Source organism: Litchfieldia alkalitelluris (assembly GCF_002019645.1).
GTDB lineage: Bacteria > Bacillota > Bacilli > Bacillales > Bacillaceae_L > Litchfieldia > Litchfieldia alkalitelluris.
In genome coordinates, this window is record NZ_KV917374.1 from 4,107,441 (window position 1) to 4,124,237 (window position 16,797).

Here is a 16,797-nt window from a genome sequence, read left to right on the forward strand (position 1 = left end):
CGGAAAGCAAAAGCTGTCCGAACCTTGAGCGACTTCGGACAACTTCGAGTGCCCGGAAGCAAAAGCTGTCCGAACCTTGAGCGACTTCGGACAACTTCGAGTGCCCGGAAGCTAAAGCTGTCCGAACCTTGAGTGACTTCGGACAACTTCGAATACCCGGAAGCTAAAGCTGTCCGAACCTTGAGCAACTTCGGACAACTTCGAGTGCCCGGAAGCTAAAGCTGTCCGAACCTTGAGCGACTTCGGACAACTTCGAATGCCCGGAAGCAAAAGCTGTCCGAACCTTGAGCAACTTCGGACAACTTCAAGTGTCCGGAAAGCAAAAGCTGTCCGAACCTTGAGCGACTTCGGACAACTTCGAATGCCCGGAAGCAAAAGCTGTCCGAACCTTGAGCGACTTCGGACAACTTCGAATGCCCGGAAGCTAAAGCTGTCCGAACCTTGAGCGACTTCGGACAACTTCGAATGCCCGGAAGCTAAAGCTGTCCGAACCTTGAGCAACTTCGGACAACTTCGAGTGCCCAGTTGCTAAAGCTGTCCGAACCTTGAGTGACTTCGGACAACTTCGAATGCCCGGAAGCAAAAGCTGTCCGAACCTTGAGCAACTTCAAAGCTCAGAACGCTAAATCTGACCTACTCCCCATTCCTTCAGACAACTCAGACCAGAAAGAATGACTTGAATCTAGCTCGTAAAATTCCTAACTAACTAAAATCCCCTAACGATCGCGTCTAAACAGCACATCGCTAGGACAGCCTATATGTCTTACATTTTTACCAAATACCCACCATCAAAGAAATAAAGATAACTTTCATTAAGTGGCTTTTTCCAAATATGCTCAATCGCTTTTGTATATAATTCTAGCTGTACTTTATATCGCTCTTCAAGAACAGGTAGCGCTGCCTCATAATCCTTAAATCGACCAGTAATTGTATCTGTTTTGTAATCAACTAATACAATTCCATTTTCATCTTCAAAAATACAGTCTATAACCCCTTGAATTAGCACATTTTCCTCATCGTTACCTTCCCAATCTGAATAAGCTAAATGTGCGGGTAAGGCCACACTAAATGGAACCTCACGCCTTACTTCAGACGCATTCTTTAACCGCAATCCTAATTCTGTTTGGAAAAAAGCGACAACATGATTAACATCAATGACTTCTCCTTGTTCATTCGTAAGAAGTTCATGATTAATCATCTTGGCAATCTGCTCGTTAATAGTCTCAACACTAACTTCTTTTTTCAAATCAACATGCTGCATAACCATATGCATAGCAGTTCCAATTTCAGCAGGAGTTAATGCTTTTTGTTGCATAAAACGAGGTCTATCCACTAATGGTTTTCTGAATTTTTTCTGAAAAAGACCATCACTATATTCATCCAATTTCTCTCGTTGTCTTTTAATTTCAGAGACACTTTGTTTTGAACGATGTGTTGAAGAAGATTTATATTGATATGACCAATTTAATTGATTCTCGATTATTAGATCATACTCTGAATTAACTTCTGATACTGGTCGTTGTTCTCTTAAAGCTTTTATATAAGAATCATTCAATGATTCTTCGGCCTTCATTTGTTCAATAAGATCACTTGAAGAAATCACTCGAATATTCCATTTAGCAGGATATTCACTAATCTCAAAAGGAATGTCCTTCAAGTCGTTCTCGCCTCTTAGAGCCTCGCATTGTTGATGTCTAATTAGTGCAGGTCCAACCCAGTCCATATAGCTTTTGGCACTTGCACGCCCAACATCTGAAAGCAGCCACTGGTGATTAGATAGCTCTTCCTGCCATTTACTCAGTTTCTTTTCTAGATCTTTTATTGTTCCTACTAGAAATAATTTCTCTTTTGCTCTTGTAAGTGCAACATAAAGAACTCTCATTTCTTCTGATATGAGCTCTAGCTTCATTTTTTTTCTGATCGCTTGCATTGGTAAAGTTGGGTATGTGATTCGTTTTTTGGGATTCACATATTTTGATCCAAACCCCAACTCTTTATCAAGCAGATACTTTTTATTTAAATCCATCATATTAAATTGCTTAGACATCCCAGCTACAAATACGATAGGGAATTCAAGACCTTTACTGCTATGAATCGTCATCATTCGAACAACATCCTCTTGCTCACCAAGCGCTCTTGCAGTTCCTAAATCATCCCCACGGTCCTGCATCCTCTCAATAAAACGTAAAAATCGGAATAACCCACGAAACGCGGTTGATTCATACTGTCTTGCGCGATCATAAAGAGCTCTTAAGTTGGCCTGACGCTGTTTTCCACCTGGCATGCCACCAACGAAGTCAAAAAACTGTGTTTCACGGTATAACTGCCATATAAGGTCAGATAACCCACCTTGACGCGCGCTTTTCCGCCAGGAAGAAAGTTGCACCAAAATTGATTTAAGTAAACTGGCTGTTTCATCATTAACCGGACTCTCCTTAATAAATTGGGTTAATGCATCATAAAAATAACCATTTTTCTGATGCGCTCTTATTTTAGCCAGCTGATTTTCATCTAACCCAACAATCGGAGATCGCAAGACCGACGCTAATGGAATATCTTGATATGGATTATCAATTACTTTTAAGAGAGACATCATGATTGCAACTTCTGTTGCCTCAAAATAACCTGTTGAAAGATTAGCATAAACCGGAATTCCCTCTTGTTTAAATTCTTCCATCATTTGGGGTGCCCATGGCATTGAACGTAGTAAAATGACGATGTCTCGATACATGAGATTCCTCATTCTGTTCATCCCTCGATCATAGACCTGGAAATTTGAAGAAATCATTTGTTTAATCTCTTTAGCTATTGTCCTTGCTTCTAACTGCGCAGTTTCTAGTTCTGCTTGATCAAAGATAACGACCTCTTCATCATCATTCTCAGTATAATCTGGTTCGTCCTCATGACCGTTTCGCTCAATCAATAATACCTCGGTTGCCATCAAGTCACTTTCTGGATACCCTGCTCCCAGCTTAAGTTCAGCATCGTCATCATAATCTATTTCTCCAACATTCTCACCCATAATTTGTTTAAATAGGAAATTAGTGCTATCAAGTACTTCTGCACGGCTTCGGAAGTTTTTCGACAAATCGATTCTTAATCCACTTTGTTCGCCATCTTTTGTAAATCTTTTATATTTACTTAAGAAAAGGAAAGGCTCTGCTAAGCGGAAACGATAAATAGACTGCTTCACATCGCCAACCATGAATAAGTTACCCGTCTCCTCGTCTTCTTTTGTTACTAGTTTGATGATGGATTCTTGGACCATATTCGTATCCTGGTATTCATCCACCAACACCTCTTCAAATTGTTCACGATATTCTCGAGCTGCAGAAGATGCTATAAGCTTTGTTTCTACTGACGATGCATCACGCAAAATCTCTAAGCAGTAATGTTCAAGATCTGAAAAATCAACCAACCCTTTTTCTTTTTTAACCTCTTGAAACTTTCGACCGAATTCTTTTACCAAAAAAATAAGCATCTCAATTGAGGATTTCATTTCAACTAAGTCCTTTAAATAGCCTTCTGGTTTACGCTCAAAGAATTCTTCTTTTATTTTCTTCACTTGAGCTTTTGCATCGTCTCTTATTTTTGTCACTGTTTTTAAAAGCTGAGGATCGAATTCATCACCTTTACAGGATTTTGCTGTTTTAAAGCTAATAGATTGCATCGTGTTATAGAGCTCTTGCCACGAAAGCTCCTTTGCCTTCATGATTCGAAATAACTGTTCCAAATCTGCCTCAATCGTCTCAGCTCTTGGTGCTGGACCACCTGGTTCTTTTGTTAACTCTAACGCTTTAAAGAGACTTTCCTTACTCCCCTCTAAAGTTAGACTAATATCCTTCATAATATACGGGATAAAAGCGGTGTCTTCTAACGCCTTGCCTTCCACATCATATTGATTCGCAATCTCGTCCAACCACATATCAGGAAATGGGTGAGCACGTGAAGATTCATATAACTTACGGATCATATTCTGTAATTCAACATCACTTCGATCATTTGAATAACGATCAACTAAATCAAAGAAACCTACATTTTCTTTGATACTGTATTGCTCCTCAAGGAGGCTTTCCATGACTTCATCACGAAGTAATTCACCCTCGGTATCATTTGCAATCCGAAAACCGGGATCAATGTCTAGCAGATAATAATATTTACGAATAACATTCAAACAAAATGAGTGAAGTGTGGAAATTGATGCCTTATTTAGCAATGTTAATTGCCTTCTAAGATGTGTTGATTCTGGATTTTCTTTAAGGGCTTTTTCTAACGCTTCACCAATACGATGCTTCATCTCAGCAGCAGATGCATTTGTAAATGTAACAATTAACAAACGGTCAACATCAACTGGATGTTCTTTTGAAATCACCTTTTTGATAATACGTTCCACTAAGACGGCTGTTTTTCCAGAACCAGCAGCTGCTGCAACCAGTATATCTTGACCACTTGAGACAATCGCTTTCCACTGGTCATCTGTCCATATACTGTCTGCAGGCTTAGTTATGACTTTGCTCAAACATGTCAGCCCCCTTTCGAATTTTTTCAAGAATCACATCTTTTTTCTCATGTTGGATATTACGATAGTCATTTTCTTCTATCGATTGATCAAATTGACAAACTGATTTAAACGAACAAAACGTACAAGGTGTTCGATCTTTAAGCTTGTAAGGAGAAATATCGATGACACCATCAGAAATATTGTTACCAATCTGTTTGAATACTTTTCGAACATGATTTTTAAGGTATCCTAATTCCTCAACACTAGCAATCGACGAATTTGTATAAAAGCTTCCATCCTTCTTTAAAGCTGCGGACACAACCTTTGAATGTCCGGCATCTAAGCTCTGATCCATTAAACGAACAGATTCTTCATCACCTAATAAAAGACCTTTCATTTTAAAACTCTTAAATATTTCGTCATCAATAGATTCATCTGATAATATTGATTTACTGTTAACCATCGGATCATGGACATGGAAATATAATACCCCAGCAGGAGTTGCTGATGTTCCTAACCAGTCTTTCGAATGGGTGATAATCACATCTAAATAAGTAATCATTTGCAATGCAAGTCCATAATACACTTCGGTTAAATTCAGCGACTTTTGGCTCGATTTATAATCGATCACCCTTAAAAGTAGGCCTTTTGAACTTTCAGCTTTATCAACACGATCAATACGGCCAATAAGCTCCATTTTAAAGCCGTTATTTAGCTCGAAAGGAATCGATGGTAATGGACCATTTTTCCCGAAATCAATTTCCAATCCAACAGGTGAAAATCCACTTATCTTCGCATGCTCACTCAAGATTTTCGAAGCACGACTGATTACCTTTTGCAGCTTATGCTTTATATAATAAAACCGATTAGAACTAAGCAGGATTTCACGCTGAAGCTTAGGTGCAATCATTTCAACCGCTTCAAAGGAAAGCTGTTCACATTGATCGGCTGTTAAATCTCTCCAATCAATCTTAAGCTGCTTTAAACGATCTGAAATTAGCTTCAAGGCAGCATGAAATAGTTGCCCAATATCTGGTGCCTCTAAACGAAAGATTTGACGCTCCTTTAATTTAAGTCCATAGTTCGCAAAATGTGAGAATGGACAGCTTTGGAAGTTCTCCATTCTTGATACACTTGCCTGTATGTTTTCACCAAACAGTTCTTTCGTTAGCTCTACTGAAAGCTTCTTTGTTTCATTACGGTAAAATAAACTACTTAATACCTTTGCACTTCTTTCTTTCCAATTCTCATCCATTATTAAATGATTATACGTACTCCACCATATATCATGAATGGGGTATGCCCATTTCCAAGCCTGTAGTTGTGATGTTAAGTAGGATAGTGAGACATTTGGATTTACAAGATAATCCACCTGTTCTTGCGAGCTTAATTCAGCAGGTTCGTTTACAAGAAACTTTTCATTGATTCCATGAAACATTTGTTTTAATCGTTTAATGATGGTAGAAGGCTGCAATGATTTCCCTTCCTCATTTGCGAGTGGATAACTTACATATAATCTATCTGACGCACTCGTTAATGCTCCGTAAATTAAGAAGTTTTCATCCAGTAACAGCTCTTGGCTTAATGGAGATAGCTTTAACCCTGATTCTATTAATCTTTCACGATCTTGTTGTGAAAACACTCCCTCTTCGGTTGGTCGTGCTGGGAGCACTCCATCATTGGCACCTATAATAAAGGTGCATTTTATATTGGAAAATCTTGAACGCTCAAGACTTGCAATAAGCACTTGATCAATAGCCGGTGGAACTAGCGCAAATTGCATATTTTCCATTCCCGTTTCAAGCATATTAGTAAACAGCTGAAGAGATACTTTTTCATCGGCCATAATCTCTACAAATTGATCCATCAGTTCAAGAACTGCATTCCACACCTGATCATGTTCTCTTGCCTCAGTCAGACGACCTTCTTCTTCAGCCATACTTCTAAGATTCTCAATTTTCACAGGAATCTCTAACTCTTCCAGAAATAAATAAAGTGCCTCACACATTTCCCGTCCATTATTTGCTTTTATGAATCGTTTATGAAGCTTTGTTAGAGGTGTGACAATCATTTCTCTTAGCTGATTAATTTGGTTCTCATATTGTTTTTCGAGGTCAGATTGTGGTAAGTCCTCACCCTCAAGTGCTCGGATTCTGCGGTAAACCAAGCGATCCTTCCCTGTCCATTTATAACCTTGTATTCCATATTCAAGAACATAGTTTTCTAATTTATCCATGTCTTCACGAAGCTGATGAATAGGAAGGTCTGATGGATAGAGTAAATCAGTTTTCACACAACGAAAAACAGCTTCATATCTCCAGTTCCCTGTCAGAATTTCAAGACTAGAACGAATCAATTCAATTAACGGATGATTAAGCATCGAACGCTTTTGATCGATAAAGAATGGAAGCTCGTAATCTTCAAAAATCGTTTCAATTAATTCATGATACTCTCCGGCATTTCTTACAAGAATCGCAATGTCTCTATATCTATAGATATTTTCACGCACAATCTTGCGGATTTCTCTAGCCACACCCTCGATTTCAGCTCTACGGTTCACTGCTTGTCCAATTGTAATACCAGTTTTATGATGAAAAGTAACATTTGGACGAGTATCGTAAAAGGTTTCTAAATGAGCTAAATCTGGGGAATTCAAGAATCTCTTTTGCTCTGATAAAATGATGGGCTCTTCTAGATAAACCATTTCATCATGAGCCATCTGCTTTATGCTTTGATACGTATTTCCTGTCATACGAAAAAGACTTAGTTCATCCGGTGCCTGTTCGTCATAGCAGCGATCGACTGTCAGTGCTAAGGTTACCTTTCTTGAGTATTTCATAAGCTCGCGGACAACTTCTAATTCCTGTGGTGTAAAGCTATGAAATCCGTCAATTAAGATTTCTGCATTTCTTATATAGTCAGACTGCCTGATTTTTTCAGCAAGTAGCCTTAAATAATCCTCTGAATCTACGTATTTTTGAAACAAATGGTTCTCAAGATCGTCATAAATCATTTGTAAATCATGAAGCTTTTCTGATAAAACGACTTGATCATTTATCGATAATAAATTTGATTTATCTTCAATTAATTCAGGTGTCACACAATATCTCTTAAACTCAGCAACCATTTCCTCTAACTGACCGATAAATCCATTTTTATCAGCGGCTTTCGAAAACACCTTTAAATCCTGTTTCCGTTGCTCAATGATTTTGCGAATCACCATATTAATTCCAACATTATTTAAATGATATCGACTCATTCCACCTGTTTCTTGAAGCACACGCCATGCAAGCCTTGTAAAACTAAATACTTGAGCTCTCATCATTCCGCCCAAATTAGGTGTATTAATTAAGTCGTATTCTGATTGAAATGTCATTTGATCTGGAACTAAGTAAACAATTGGATCTCCTGTTGGATGCTCAAATAACTTAGTTCGAATTTGTTCAAGACAAAACGATGTTTTTCCCGTACCCGCTCGTCCAATGATAAATTGTAATGTCAATATTTCTACCTCCCATTAGCAGCACCCGGCCACTCGAGATCTTTTCGTGTTCTTTGTGTTTGCTTATCTATTTTACAGGAACCGCCGTTTGAAATCCATTCAACAAACACTGGGAAAGAAGACCAACCTAGGCTAAAAGTTTTTAAGACAACATAAAATCTCCATCATCATTACATAGAAATAACTTAGGTGGTGAAAAATGAATGGCTAGATTAAATTTTGTGGGAATTTTACTTATTATCACTGGGATTTTCGTAGCTAGTAATATTTACACCTTGATACCAATCTATAGTGAGGTTGCCCAAGGACTTTCTTCATCAAAGGAGCAAATCGTTTGGGGAAGTAGTACATTTACTATTTCTTATGCGGTTGGACTGCTTTTTTTCGGGCCACTATCTGAACAAATTGGTCGTAAACAAGTGATTGTTTTCGGGCTACTTTTCTCTTGCATAACAACAATTTGTGTTGGTTTTTCTTTTAACAGTGGGAGTTTAATTGTGCTTCGGGGAATACAAGGGTTTTCTCTAGGGAGCTTTGCACCCGTAGCGTTTGCTTACACATTTGAATTATTTGAGAATGAGAAAAAAAGAACTTTAATTTTATCATTAATAAATTGTGGTTTCTTAGTTGCAGGAATTTTGGGTCAGCTAATAAGTTCACTTACTACCATTATTTATGGATGGGAAGCTGTTTTTTATTTCTTTTCAGTTGTCTATCTCCTCTTATTTGTATGCAGTTATAAAATCTTTCCTATAAAAACAGCTATAACTAACCCCAAAAAGAATATACTCAAGGATTTTACTTCATTATTTTTTAATAAAAATTTACTACATTGTTATGCAATATCATTTACCTTACTACTATCATTTATTGCTTTTTATGATAGTTTAGGTCGTACGTTAGGGTCCTCTATCGGGATCGATGATCAGACCCTAATCATCATTCGAAGTATTGGGCTAATTGGTACCGTGCTTGCTATTTTCACCGGAAAAATCACCGAAAAGATCGGTCTTAAAAGAACCTTAGTGATCGGAATTTTATTAGGTCTATCTAGCATTCTTTTATTCCTTTTATTTAGTAAGCATATATTAGTACTTACTCTCGTTTCAATTCCATTTGTGGCGTCCATTTCGTTACTTATACCCGTAGTCATTTCTTTAATAGGGAAACTTGCTAAAAAAAATCGAGGTTCGGCAACATCTCTTTACTCATTTACATTATTAGTTGGTGCAAGCTTTGGGCCAATCATCGCATCAACCTTTACGTTTATAACTGTCATGACTATTTTACTAGTATTCTTTTTATGCAACCTCTATTTAGCCTTTAAGTTAGAATAAGGTAGACTTCCATGCTAAAAAATTCGTACCATGGAGAATGAAAAGTTGTTCACTTAGTGTGGATGAGCGGAGAGTCACCTGACTCCTGCGGGATCTAGCGGTCTCGTGAGCCCCCGCAGGAGCGCAAAAAGCGACGGGAAGCTCACGGACCACCCCGCGGAAAGCAAGTGGATCGCAGCTCATGGAACTCACTAACCTTGGTTATTTTCAGGGTAGACATCTATGCTAATTAAAATTAGCACCATGGAGTATGAAAAACTATACTTAGCTTAGTGTCTAGCTCCAGGCGCTATCGGCTCGGGGTCATAAGTTAATCCATCTAGAAGGTTAAAGAGCAACCTTCCAGCCGGCTTGCCTTATGCCTGTCGCCGATGAACGAGCGCCTTCCGCATTTCTTTTTTCAGGGTAGACATGGAAACCCCTGTGAAATAAATGAAGTAGGCGCTTAAGTGATATATGCGCCTACTTCTGTTTATTTGTTCCATTCAGTTCTTAGTATTCCATACAAATGCATATCATATCTCTTTCCATCGCGTTCTAGAAACTCACGGTATGTACCTTCTTTTTTAAAGCCTAGCTTTTCGTAAAGAGCCATAGCTGGATGATTATAGTCGAACACTGTTAACTGCAATCGATAAAGATTTAGCTCATGAAAAGCATAACAAAGAGCTAGATTAAGTGCTTCCCTTCCGTATCCCTTGCCTCTGTTTGCTTTTTCACCAATCGCCACAGCCAACCATGCAGTGCGATGGTTCCACAAAACCCCATTCAAATCAATAAATCCTAGAATTTTGTTTGTTTTCATTTCTCTTACTGCAAATGTAAAGTCTCTATCATTCTTCTGCTCCACCCATGCTGTGAAATCTTCTTCACGTTTTGGAAAAGCAGGAATGGCATCAAGATGACGCAAGAAATCATAATCTTTATACCAGGAAGTAATCGCTTCTTTATCAAACTCTCTAACTCGATCTAATTTGACTTGTTCACCTTCTAAAAAACTCACTGATAGCATTAATACACCCCTTTTTAGACTTGAACCTAGCTTGGACCACTGCGACTCCCACTATCTTTGAAATCATGCTGATCTTTCCTAAACGTTCACTTTTGAATGAAACTCACTATAATGATTCAAGTAGAAATCTGCACCTTGTCCGGGATTTTGAAACAAACATGTCTTCAGTCCAATCTTTTGAGCAGGGATAATATCAAGCATCCTATCACCGATTGCTAAATCAAGATGATGCCTTTTGTGAAGATAAGCATAAGAAGCTGGGTCTGGTTTTCTTGGAAACCCATCATCTCCTGCTACAATTTCTACAAAGTATTTTTCCAGATTATAATAATTCAACAAATCTATCACTGCTTTTCTTGGTTTATGGGTCATAATGACATTCTTTTCCGCATATGAAAGGACTTTCTCTACATTTGCAAATGGCTTAATTTCTTCTAGTCCTACCGATTTTTCTAGTTCGTAAAAATAGGAGATTTGTTCATCTGAGAAATTAAAATGCCTCGTTGCATGTGAAAAAGAAACCTTCAATTCCTTATAAATTTCTTCTCGAGCATAACCATCTGAAAGAATTTTACTAAATAAATCGGTAAAAACGGGATATGTATCAAAAAGTGTTCCATCAAAATCCCAAAGAATATTCAACTATAACACTCCCTATAAAAGTTGTTTTTTCTCACCCATAACAAAATAAAAGCCAGCAGATTTTATATCCTCAATAATATTAAACAGTCCTTCTTCTTCTAGTTTCGAAAAAAGAAGTGTGGGTTGGTCAATCGAGAAAGCAAGCATTTCATCTTTAAGTAGACCAGTAATCCGTATATCATCTAGTTGCGTGAAAAGCTCTTCGTCAGCAAACACTCCAATCGCAACTTCATAAGAAATCGCAGTCGACTCCGATCCATCCAACTCGATTTCCTCTGATTTCAAATACCAAAAATCAAACATCACTTGTTGCTTCATTAGGACAGCTCCATTCATTTGTTTTGTTTTTTTTACTATATCATAATTTCCCACAGAAAAACCCTCACAGAACAAGGTGAGAGTTTTTACGTATTATATCCTAGATTGTCGATGCCAAGATGTTGCATAAGCAAACACTTGAATCAATGGTAATAAAAGAAAGAGAAGTATTGGATAATAAGGCATTTGTTCAGAGATAAACGGATAAATACACAATAAGCCCGTAATAACCGGACAGGCGATCCATAAACTAATGTAGGACGCTCTACATGCTTGAGCTGTAATATACTTTTCTCGTTCATCAGCTTCTTCTAGTTCGACCGGTAAAAACAATGCCTTTTTCCAAGATTGGAATTTTTGTTTTTTTGCATAATGGAGAAACACTGAGATTATTCCGCCTATAACAATAAATGTGAAGATTGGTAGTAATGGAATTGTTACCTCCCATGAAGACTGTTGGCTTTTTACAATATCAGCAAAATCCGCATAAGCTAAATAAAACACAGACATCACCCAGCCAAACAAAATGATTAACACTGTTGTTCCCAGTATACTTCTAAACATGTTCATTCAACCTCCTCCATTGTAAAAATTTCTTCAATTGGTAAATGAAAGGTTTGTGCGATCTTCATGGCCAGTAGTAAAGAAGGTACATAGCTTCCTTTTTCTAAGGCGACGATTGTTTGCCTTGTTACTCCAATCTTCTCAGCAAGGTCATTTTGAGTAAAATGATGTTTTGCACGTAGTTCTTTTACTCGGTTTGTCAAATTCATTTATAGCAACCTTCCATTATTTTCTAATAACTCAATTGTAAAGTTAACTATACATAATGTCAAGTTAACTTTACATCATTTTTTGCAAAAAACTCCTATTAAGGAGTTATAAAGTAAATTGAGCTAACTGCTCTCCCCATGGAGCAATTTCGGTTTCAGTGAAACCGGCCTTTTTATAGGTGAATTTAGCACCAATATTATTCGGGTGATACCCAATCATGATTAAAGGGATATTATTTGAATGATGTTTTCTTATATGTTCAATTATTAAACGGACGGACTGAGTACCTAATCCATTCCCCTGGTGATTTTCATCGATCATCAATCGATAAACCCAATAGTTTCCATCATCTGGGTCAATGCCAAACATGCAAAAACCAACCATTTGCTTTTCTAAATAAATACCAAACGTATAAAAATTGTCTAGAAATTTGGACTCCGCAATTGAATAGAGATTACTAGCCATAAATGATCGTTGATCTTCCTTTACTTTTAATTCAATCGCTTCTTCCCAATTATCTTTAGTGATTGCTGCTAATGAAATGTTCAACGCTACACCTCTATGTAAGATATTTTAATAAATAGTATTTCGTTAGAGCTAAATATTCTCGAATATATGATTTTGGTATCGCAATTTTAGGAGTTTTAGCAGGAATTCCGACGAGTTCTAAGTCATAATCACTTCCGATCAGTTTTGCTCTAAAAAGATGGTAATCATTTGTTACTACTACTCCTGTTTTCATACCAACTGTGAGTAAATCTTTTGAAAACATAATGTTTTCGTTCGTTGATGTTGATTGGTCTTCGATAAGAATTCTTGACTCATTAATTCCGCTTTTTACAAGTTCCCTTTTTATTGATTCTGCCTCTGAAATATCCTCCCCATTTCCCTGACCACCTGATGCGACAGCAATGGTTTTCGGATTATTTTTCAAGTACTTTTCAGCCGCATCAATGCGATATTGCAAGGAGAGAGACGGCGTAGTTCCTTTCACTCGCGCACCTAAAATAATCATGTAATCTGCATTCTTAGGGATTTCTTGTTTTGTGGCAATATACATATTAAATTGCAAATACACAACATATAAAAGACCTAGTGAGACAAGACAAAGGAGAACTGTAAGAAGTTTTTTGTTTTGTTTCCATTTCAATTTAAAAACAGCTCCAATTAGAAAAATTTGTAACCTCCAAAAGTATTCGACATGATTTTTATAAAACCTTTTTTGAGGAGAGGAATAACCAAAACAAATAATAACTATTTTAAATTTAACTATTTTCATTTACACTATGTTAAAAAATACATTAGGAGCTATCATGGAAATTCAAACAAAAAGATTAACGATTATCCCATGCTCACACCAGAGTTTATCATCATTAAACATTGACAGACAGGAAGTGCACAACCACATCCTAGATTATTTGAATCAACTTGAACAAGATCCAACTTTATTAGGTTGGGGTGTATGGTTTGTTATTGATAAAAATAACAACGTAATTGGGGATATTGGATTTAAGGGTAAGCCAGATTTAAATGGATGTATTGAAGTTGGTTACGGTTTTAAGCAAGAGTTCCATAATCAAGGTTTTGCTACTGAATCTGTAAAAGAGCTCCTTCAATGGGCATTTTCATGTAATTCAGTAACAACCATTAAAGCCGAATGCCGAAATGATAATATAGGTTCCATTAGAGTCCTAGAAAAACTCGGAATGCAAGGTATAAAATCTGATGGAACAATGTTAAAGTGGCGTCTTCCAAGACCAATCAAAAAAATGTGTTAATGCAAGGCATCGTGCCTTTTTATTGCATGAAGACTTTCACCAAAGGAAACCCTACCATTAGGAGGTGACTTAACCTAATGGATATCATGGAACTAATTCTTAGAGTAGCCCTTACTTTCATAACCTTGCTAGCACTCACCAGGATTATGGGAAGAAAGGAACTTAGTCAATTAACCTTTTTTAACTTTGTATCAGGTATTACGATTGGGTCCATTTCTGCCAATTTAATTTCAAATAGTAATTTTAGTATTCGTAATGGCATCATAGCATTAGCTGGTTGGACCATATTCACCGTTGCAATGGGCTTTCTTAATATTAAATCCAAAAAGATTAGAACGCTGGTAGAAGGACAACCAGTTATTGTTGTAAAAGACGGAAAAATTATGGAAGATGCTCTTAAGCGATTAAGGCTCGATGTAGATGCCTTAAGTGCATTATTAAGACAAAAAAATGTGTTCTCTATGGCTGATGTAAACTATGCTATCCTTGAGACAGATGGCAAACTTTCAGTAATGAAAAAAGAGGATAAACAATCTGTCACAAAATCAGACATGAGTATTCAAAAAAATCAGGTAAATCTTTACCCTACTTCCACCGAGGTTATAACTGATGGTAAGATCGTTTCCTCGAATCTTTCAAAACTTAATTTAACTGAAGACTGGCTGGAAGAAAAAGTGAAACAATCTGGATTAACTGTATCTGATGTTTTTTATGCTGAGATTCAAAAAGACGGATCAATTTATATTGACGCTCGTGATGATTTATTACATTAGGCTATTTTCGTAAACTTTGTTGCTTTTAAACCGTCCTATTTAACACTATGAAATAAGTGAAGTGTCGTCTTTTCTTAAGTGATGCTAAACCAAGTATTGTACAATAACAGCTATTTATTCTCTACTATGGTTCGGATAGCAACAATCTTTCAGAAAAGAGCCTTACATTAAAATAAGTTAGTACCAGTTTGACTGGTGCTAACTTATTTTTTAATTTTTTTCTAAATATTTATATATTTCCTTTAAAGCATTTTTATCAATTTTACCTACATGAGTTTTTGGAATAGAGTCAATAATGATGAAGTGCCTAGGTACCTTATACCCTCCTAATGATCGCCCGCAAAACTGTTTTAGCTCTTCAGTAGTTATATTTGCAGTTTCTTTCAGTGATAAAACAGCAGTTACAACTTCACCCCACTTCGAATCTGTTATACCTATAACAGCGACTTCATCCACTCCTGGATGCTGATTAAGACACTGCTCCACTTCTAGAGGATAAACATTTTCTCCACCTGTAATGATCATCTCTTTTTTTCGCCCTACAATATAATGAAAACCTTCAGAATCTTTCCTTGCTAAATCACCTGTATACAGCCACTGATTTTGTTTTGCATTCTTACTAGCCTCTTCGTTGTTCCAATATTCAAGGAATACGTGTTTACCTTTGATTAGTAATTCTCCTACTTCATCTGGAAAAGTTTCGCGCCCTTCATCATTTATTAGCTTAATTTGATTAAACATCATCGGCTTCCCAACAGACCCTCTTTTATCCTTGGTATGTATTGGATCCATAAAAAAGTTATTTGGTCCTGCTTCGGTTAATCCATAGCCTTCTTTAAAAACAATCTTCTTTTTCTCAAATGCTTTATATATTTCAAGAGGACAAGGAGCTCCACCAGATAAAAACGTATGCATTGATGGAAAGGTAATGTTATTAAAAAGAGGATCATTAATCATCATATGATACATCGTTGGTACCATTAATACGATCGTACATCCTTCTTGGTTAATAATATCCATGGCCTTTCTAGGATCGAATTGTGATCCAATGATGACACTCCCACCCATCATAAGGATTGGAATGGATAGTGCATTTAACCCCCCAGTATGAAACATTGGTAAATAAGTAAGTGTGATATCTTCAGACTTTAAGTTCCAACTAACAATTGTGTTTATGCCGTTCCACAGAATTGATTGATGGGTAAGGACCACACCTTTCGGCTTACCTGTTGTTCCCCCGGTATAGATGATTGCCAGAGGATCTAGTTCAGTCACTTCAATTTTAGTTAAATTGGAAGTGAAATTACGATTTACATGATATTCATATTCGGATGAATCAACAATCATTGTTAATTGTTCTGTTGTGTCAATCAAACTGGTTAACGTTGAGTGTACTGCAATCAGAGCTGGTGTACAATCAGTAAGAATATAGCTTAATTCCGACTTTGCTAACCGCCAATTTAATGGGACAAAAATGGCACCAATTTTACCGCAAGCAAAAAGTAAATCGAAATAGCAGATATGATTAGGAGATAACAATGCCACACGGTCTCCTTTTTGAATACCGTTCGATAAAAAAACTTGTGCTAATCTATTTGCACGTTCATTCATTTCATTATATGTATAACGAGCATGATTCTCTGATTCTACGATAGCTGTTGAATCAGGTGATATTCGTGCCCGATGGTTGATCCAGTCCATTTCCCACCCCATTACAATCTCTCCTAACTGTCTATTGAATGTTAGTTAGACTATATAGAAAGAAAGTTACATCACAGTTACAGGATGAAAATCAAGAATGTGCTTAGTCCAGGATTCGATCGCTCACACCCGCCCGATTTTTCACTTTTCTCGCCGGATGATTGACCGGATTTGACCCGGATTCCAGAACTGGCCCGATTTTCTTTGGTTCCCGCCGCATTCGAGCTCACACCCGCCCGATTATTCACTTTTCTCGCCGGATAATTGACCCGGATTTGACCCAGATTCCGGAACTGGCCCGGTTTTCTTTGGATCCCTCCGCATTCGAGCTCATACCCGCCCGATTATTCACTTTTCTCGCCGGATAATTGACCCGGATTTGACCCAGATTCCAGAACTGGCCCGATTTTCTTTGGATCCCGCCGCATTCGAAGCTCATACCCGCCCGATTATTCACTT

At 37.3% G+C, this 16,797-nt stretch carries 13 protein-coding genes; 3 read left to right on the plus strand and 10 right to left on the minus strand.

What is annotated here, in order from left to right:
- Window positions 1-763: 763 nt before the first annotated feature.
- Complete coding sequence (gene addA, locus BK579_RS19180; protein WP_078548248.1) at window positions 764-4,519, minus strand: helicase-exonuclease AddAB subunit AddA; 3,756 nt, start codon at window positions 4,517-4,519, stop codon at window positions 764-766.
- Complete coding sequence (addB, locus tag BK579_RS19185) at window positions 4,500-8,003, minus strand: helicase-exonuclease AddAB subunit AddB (RefSeq protein WP_078548250.1); 3,504 nt, start codon at window positions 8,001-8,003, stop codon at window positions 4,500-4,502. Before addB ends, addA begins: the two co-directional genes overlap by 20 nt.
- Window positions 8,004-8,206: 203 nt before the next feature.
- Here addB and BK579_RS19190 point away from each other — a divergent pair, with 203 nt between their 5' ends.
- Window positions 8,207-9,340: an MFS transporter gene (locus BK579_RS19190; RefSeq protein WP_078548252.1), complete on the plus strand. Its 1,134-nt coding sequence runs from the start codon at window positions 8,207-8,209 to the stop codon at window positions 9,338-9,340.
- A gap of 472 nt (window positions 9,341-9,812) precedes the next feature.
- Here the strand turns inward: BK579_RS19190 and BK579_RS19195 are convergent, their stop codons facing one another.
- The 7 genes from BK579_RS19195 to BK579_RS19225 form a co-directional block, all read right to left on the minus strand.
- Window positions 9,813-10,352 (minus strand): GNAT family N-acetyltransferase, encoded by a 540-nt coding sequence (locus BK579_RS19195; protein ID WP_078548254.1) that lies wholly within the window; start codon window positions 10,350-10,352, stop codon window positions 9,813-9,815.
- Window positions 10,353-10,430: 78 nt separating this feature from the next.
- Entirely contained in the window at window positions 10,431-10,994 is a 564-nt protein-coding gene (locus BK579_RS19200; RefSeq protein WP_078548256.1) for an HAD-IA family hydrolase, read from the minus strand.
- A gap of 12 nt (window positions 10,995-11,006) precedes the next feature.
- The gene (locus tag BK579_RS19205; RefSeq protein ID WP_078548258.1) at window positions 11,007-11,366 is read right to left on the minus strand and encodes a hypothetical protein; all 360 of its coding nucleotides are present in this window, start codon (window positions 11,364-11,366) and stop codon (window positions 11,007-11,009) included.
- A gap of 39 nt (window positions 11,367-11,405) precedes the next feature.
- Window positions 11,406-11,882 (minus strand): hypothetical protein, encoded by a 477-nt coding sequence (locus tag BK579_RS19210; RefSeq protein WP_078548260.1) that lies wholly within the window; start codon window positions 11,880-11,882, stop codon window positions 11,406-11,408.
- The gene (locus tag BK579_RS19215; protein WP_078548262.1) at window positions 11,879-12,085 is read right to left on the minus strand and encodes a helix-turn-helix transcriptional regulator; all 207 of its coding nucleotides are present in this window, start codon (window positions 12,083-12,085) and stop codon (window positions 11,879-11,881) included. Before BK579_RS19215 ends, BK579_RS19210 begins: the two co-directional genes overlap by 4 nt.
- 106 nt (window positions 12,086-12,191) lie before the next feature.
- Window positions 12,192-12,635 (minus strand): GNAT family N-acetyltransferase, encoded by a 444-nt coding sequence (locus tag BK579_RS19220; protein ID WP_078548264.1) that lies wholly within the window; start codon window positions 12,633-12,635, stop codon window positions 12,192-12,194.
- 10 nt (window positions 12,636-12,645) lie between these two features.
- The gene (locus tag BK579_RS19225) at window positions 12,646-13,236 is read right to left on the minus strand and encodes a YdcF family protein (protein WP_235848472.1); all 591 of its coding nucleotides are present in this window, start codon (window positions 13,234-13,236) and stop codon (window positions 12,646-12,648) included.
- Window positions 13,237-13,399: 163 nt separating this feature from the next.
- Between BK579_RS19225 and BK579_RS19230 the strand changes: the two genes are divergently transcribed.
- On the plus strand, window positions 13,400-13,864 hold the full coding sequence (locus BK579_RS19230; RefSeq protein ID WP_078548268.1) for a GNAT family N-acetyltransferase: 465 nt from the start codon (window positions 13,400-13,402) through the stop codon (window positions 13,862-13,864).
- Window positions 13,865-13,941: 77 nt separating this feature from the next.
- Window positions 13,942-14,637 carry a DUF421 domain-containing protein gene (locus BK579_RS19235; protein ID WP_078548270.1) on the plus strand — a complete coding sequence of 232 codons (696 nt, stop codon included), beginning with the start codon at window positions 13,942-13,944 and terminating at the stop codon, window positions 14,635-14,637.
- Window positions 14,638-14,847: 210 nt separating this feature from the next.
- Here BK579_RS19235 and BK579_RS19240 read toward each other — a convergent pair whose 3' ends face one another.
- Window positions 14,848-16,350: an acyl-CoA synthetase gene (locus tag BK579_RS19240; protein ID WP_078548272.1), complete on the minus strand. Its 1,503-nt coding sequence runs from the start codon at window positions 16,348-16,350 to the stop codon at window positions 14,848-14,850.
- Window positions 16,351-16,797: the final 447 nt, after the last annotated feature.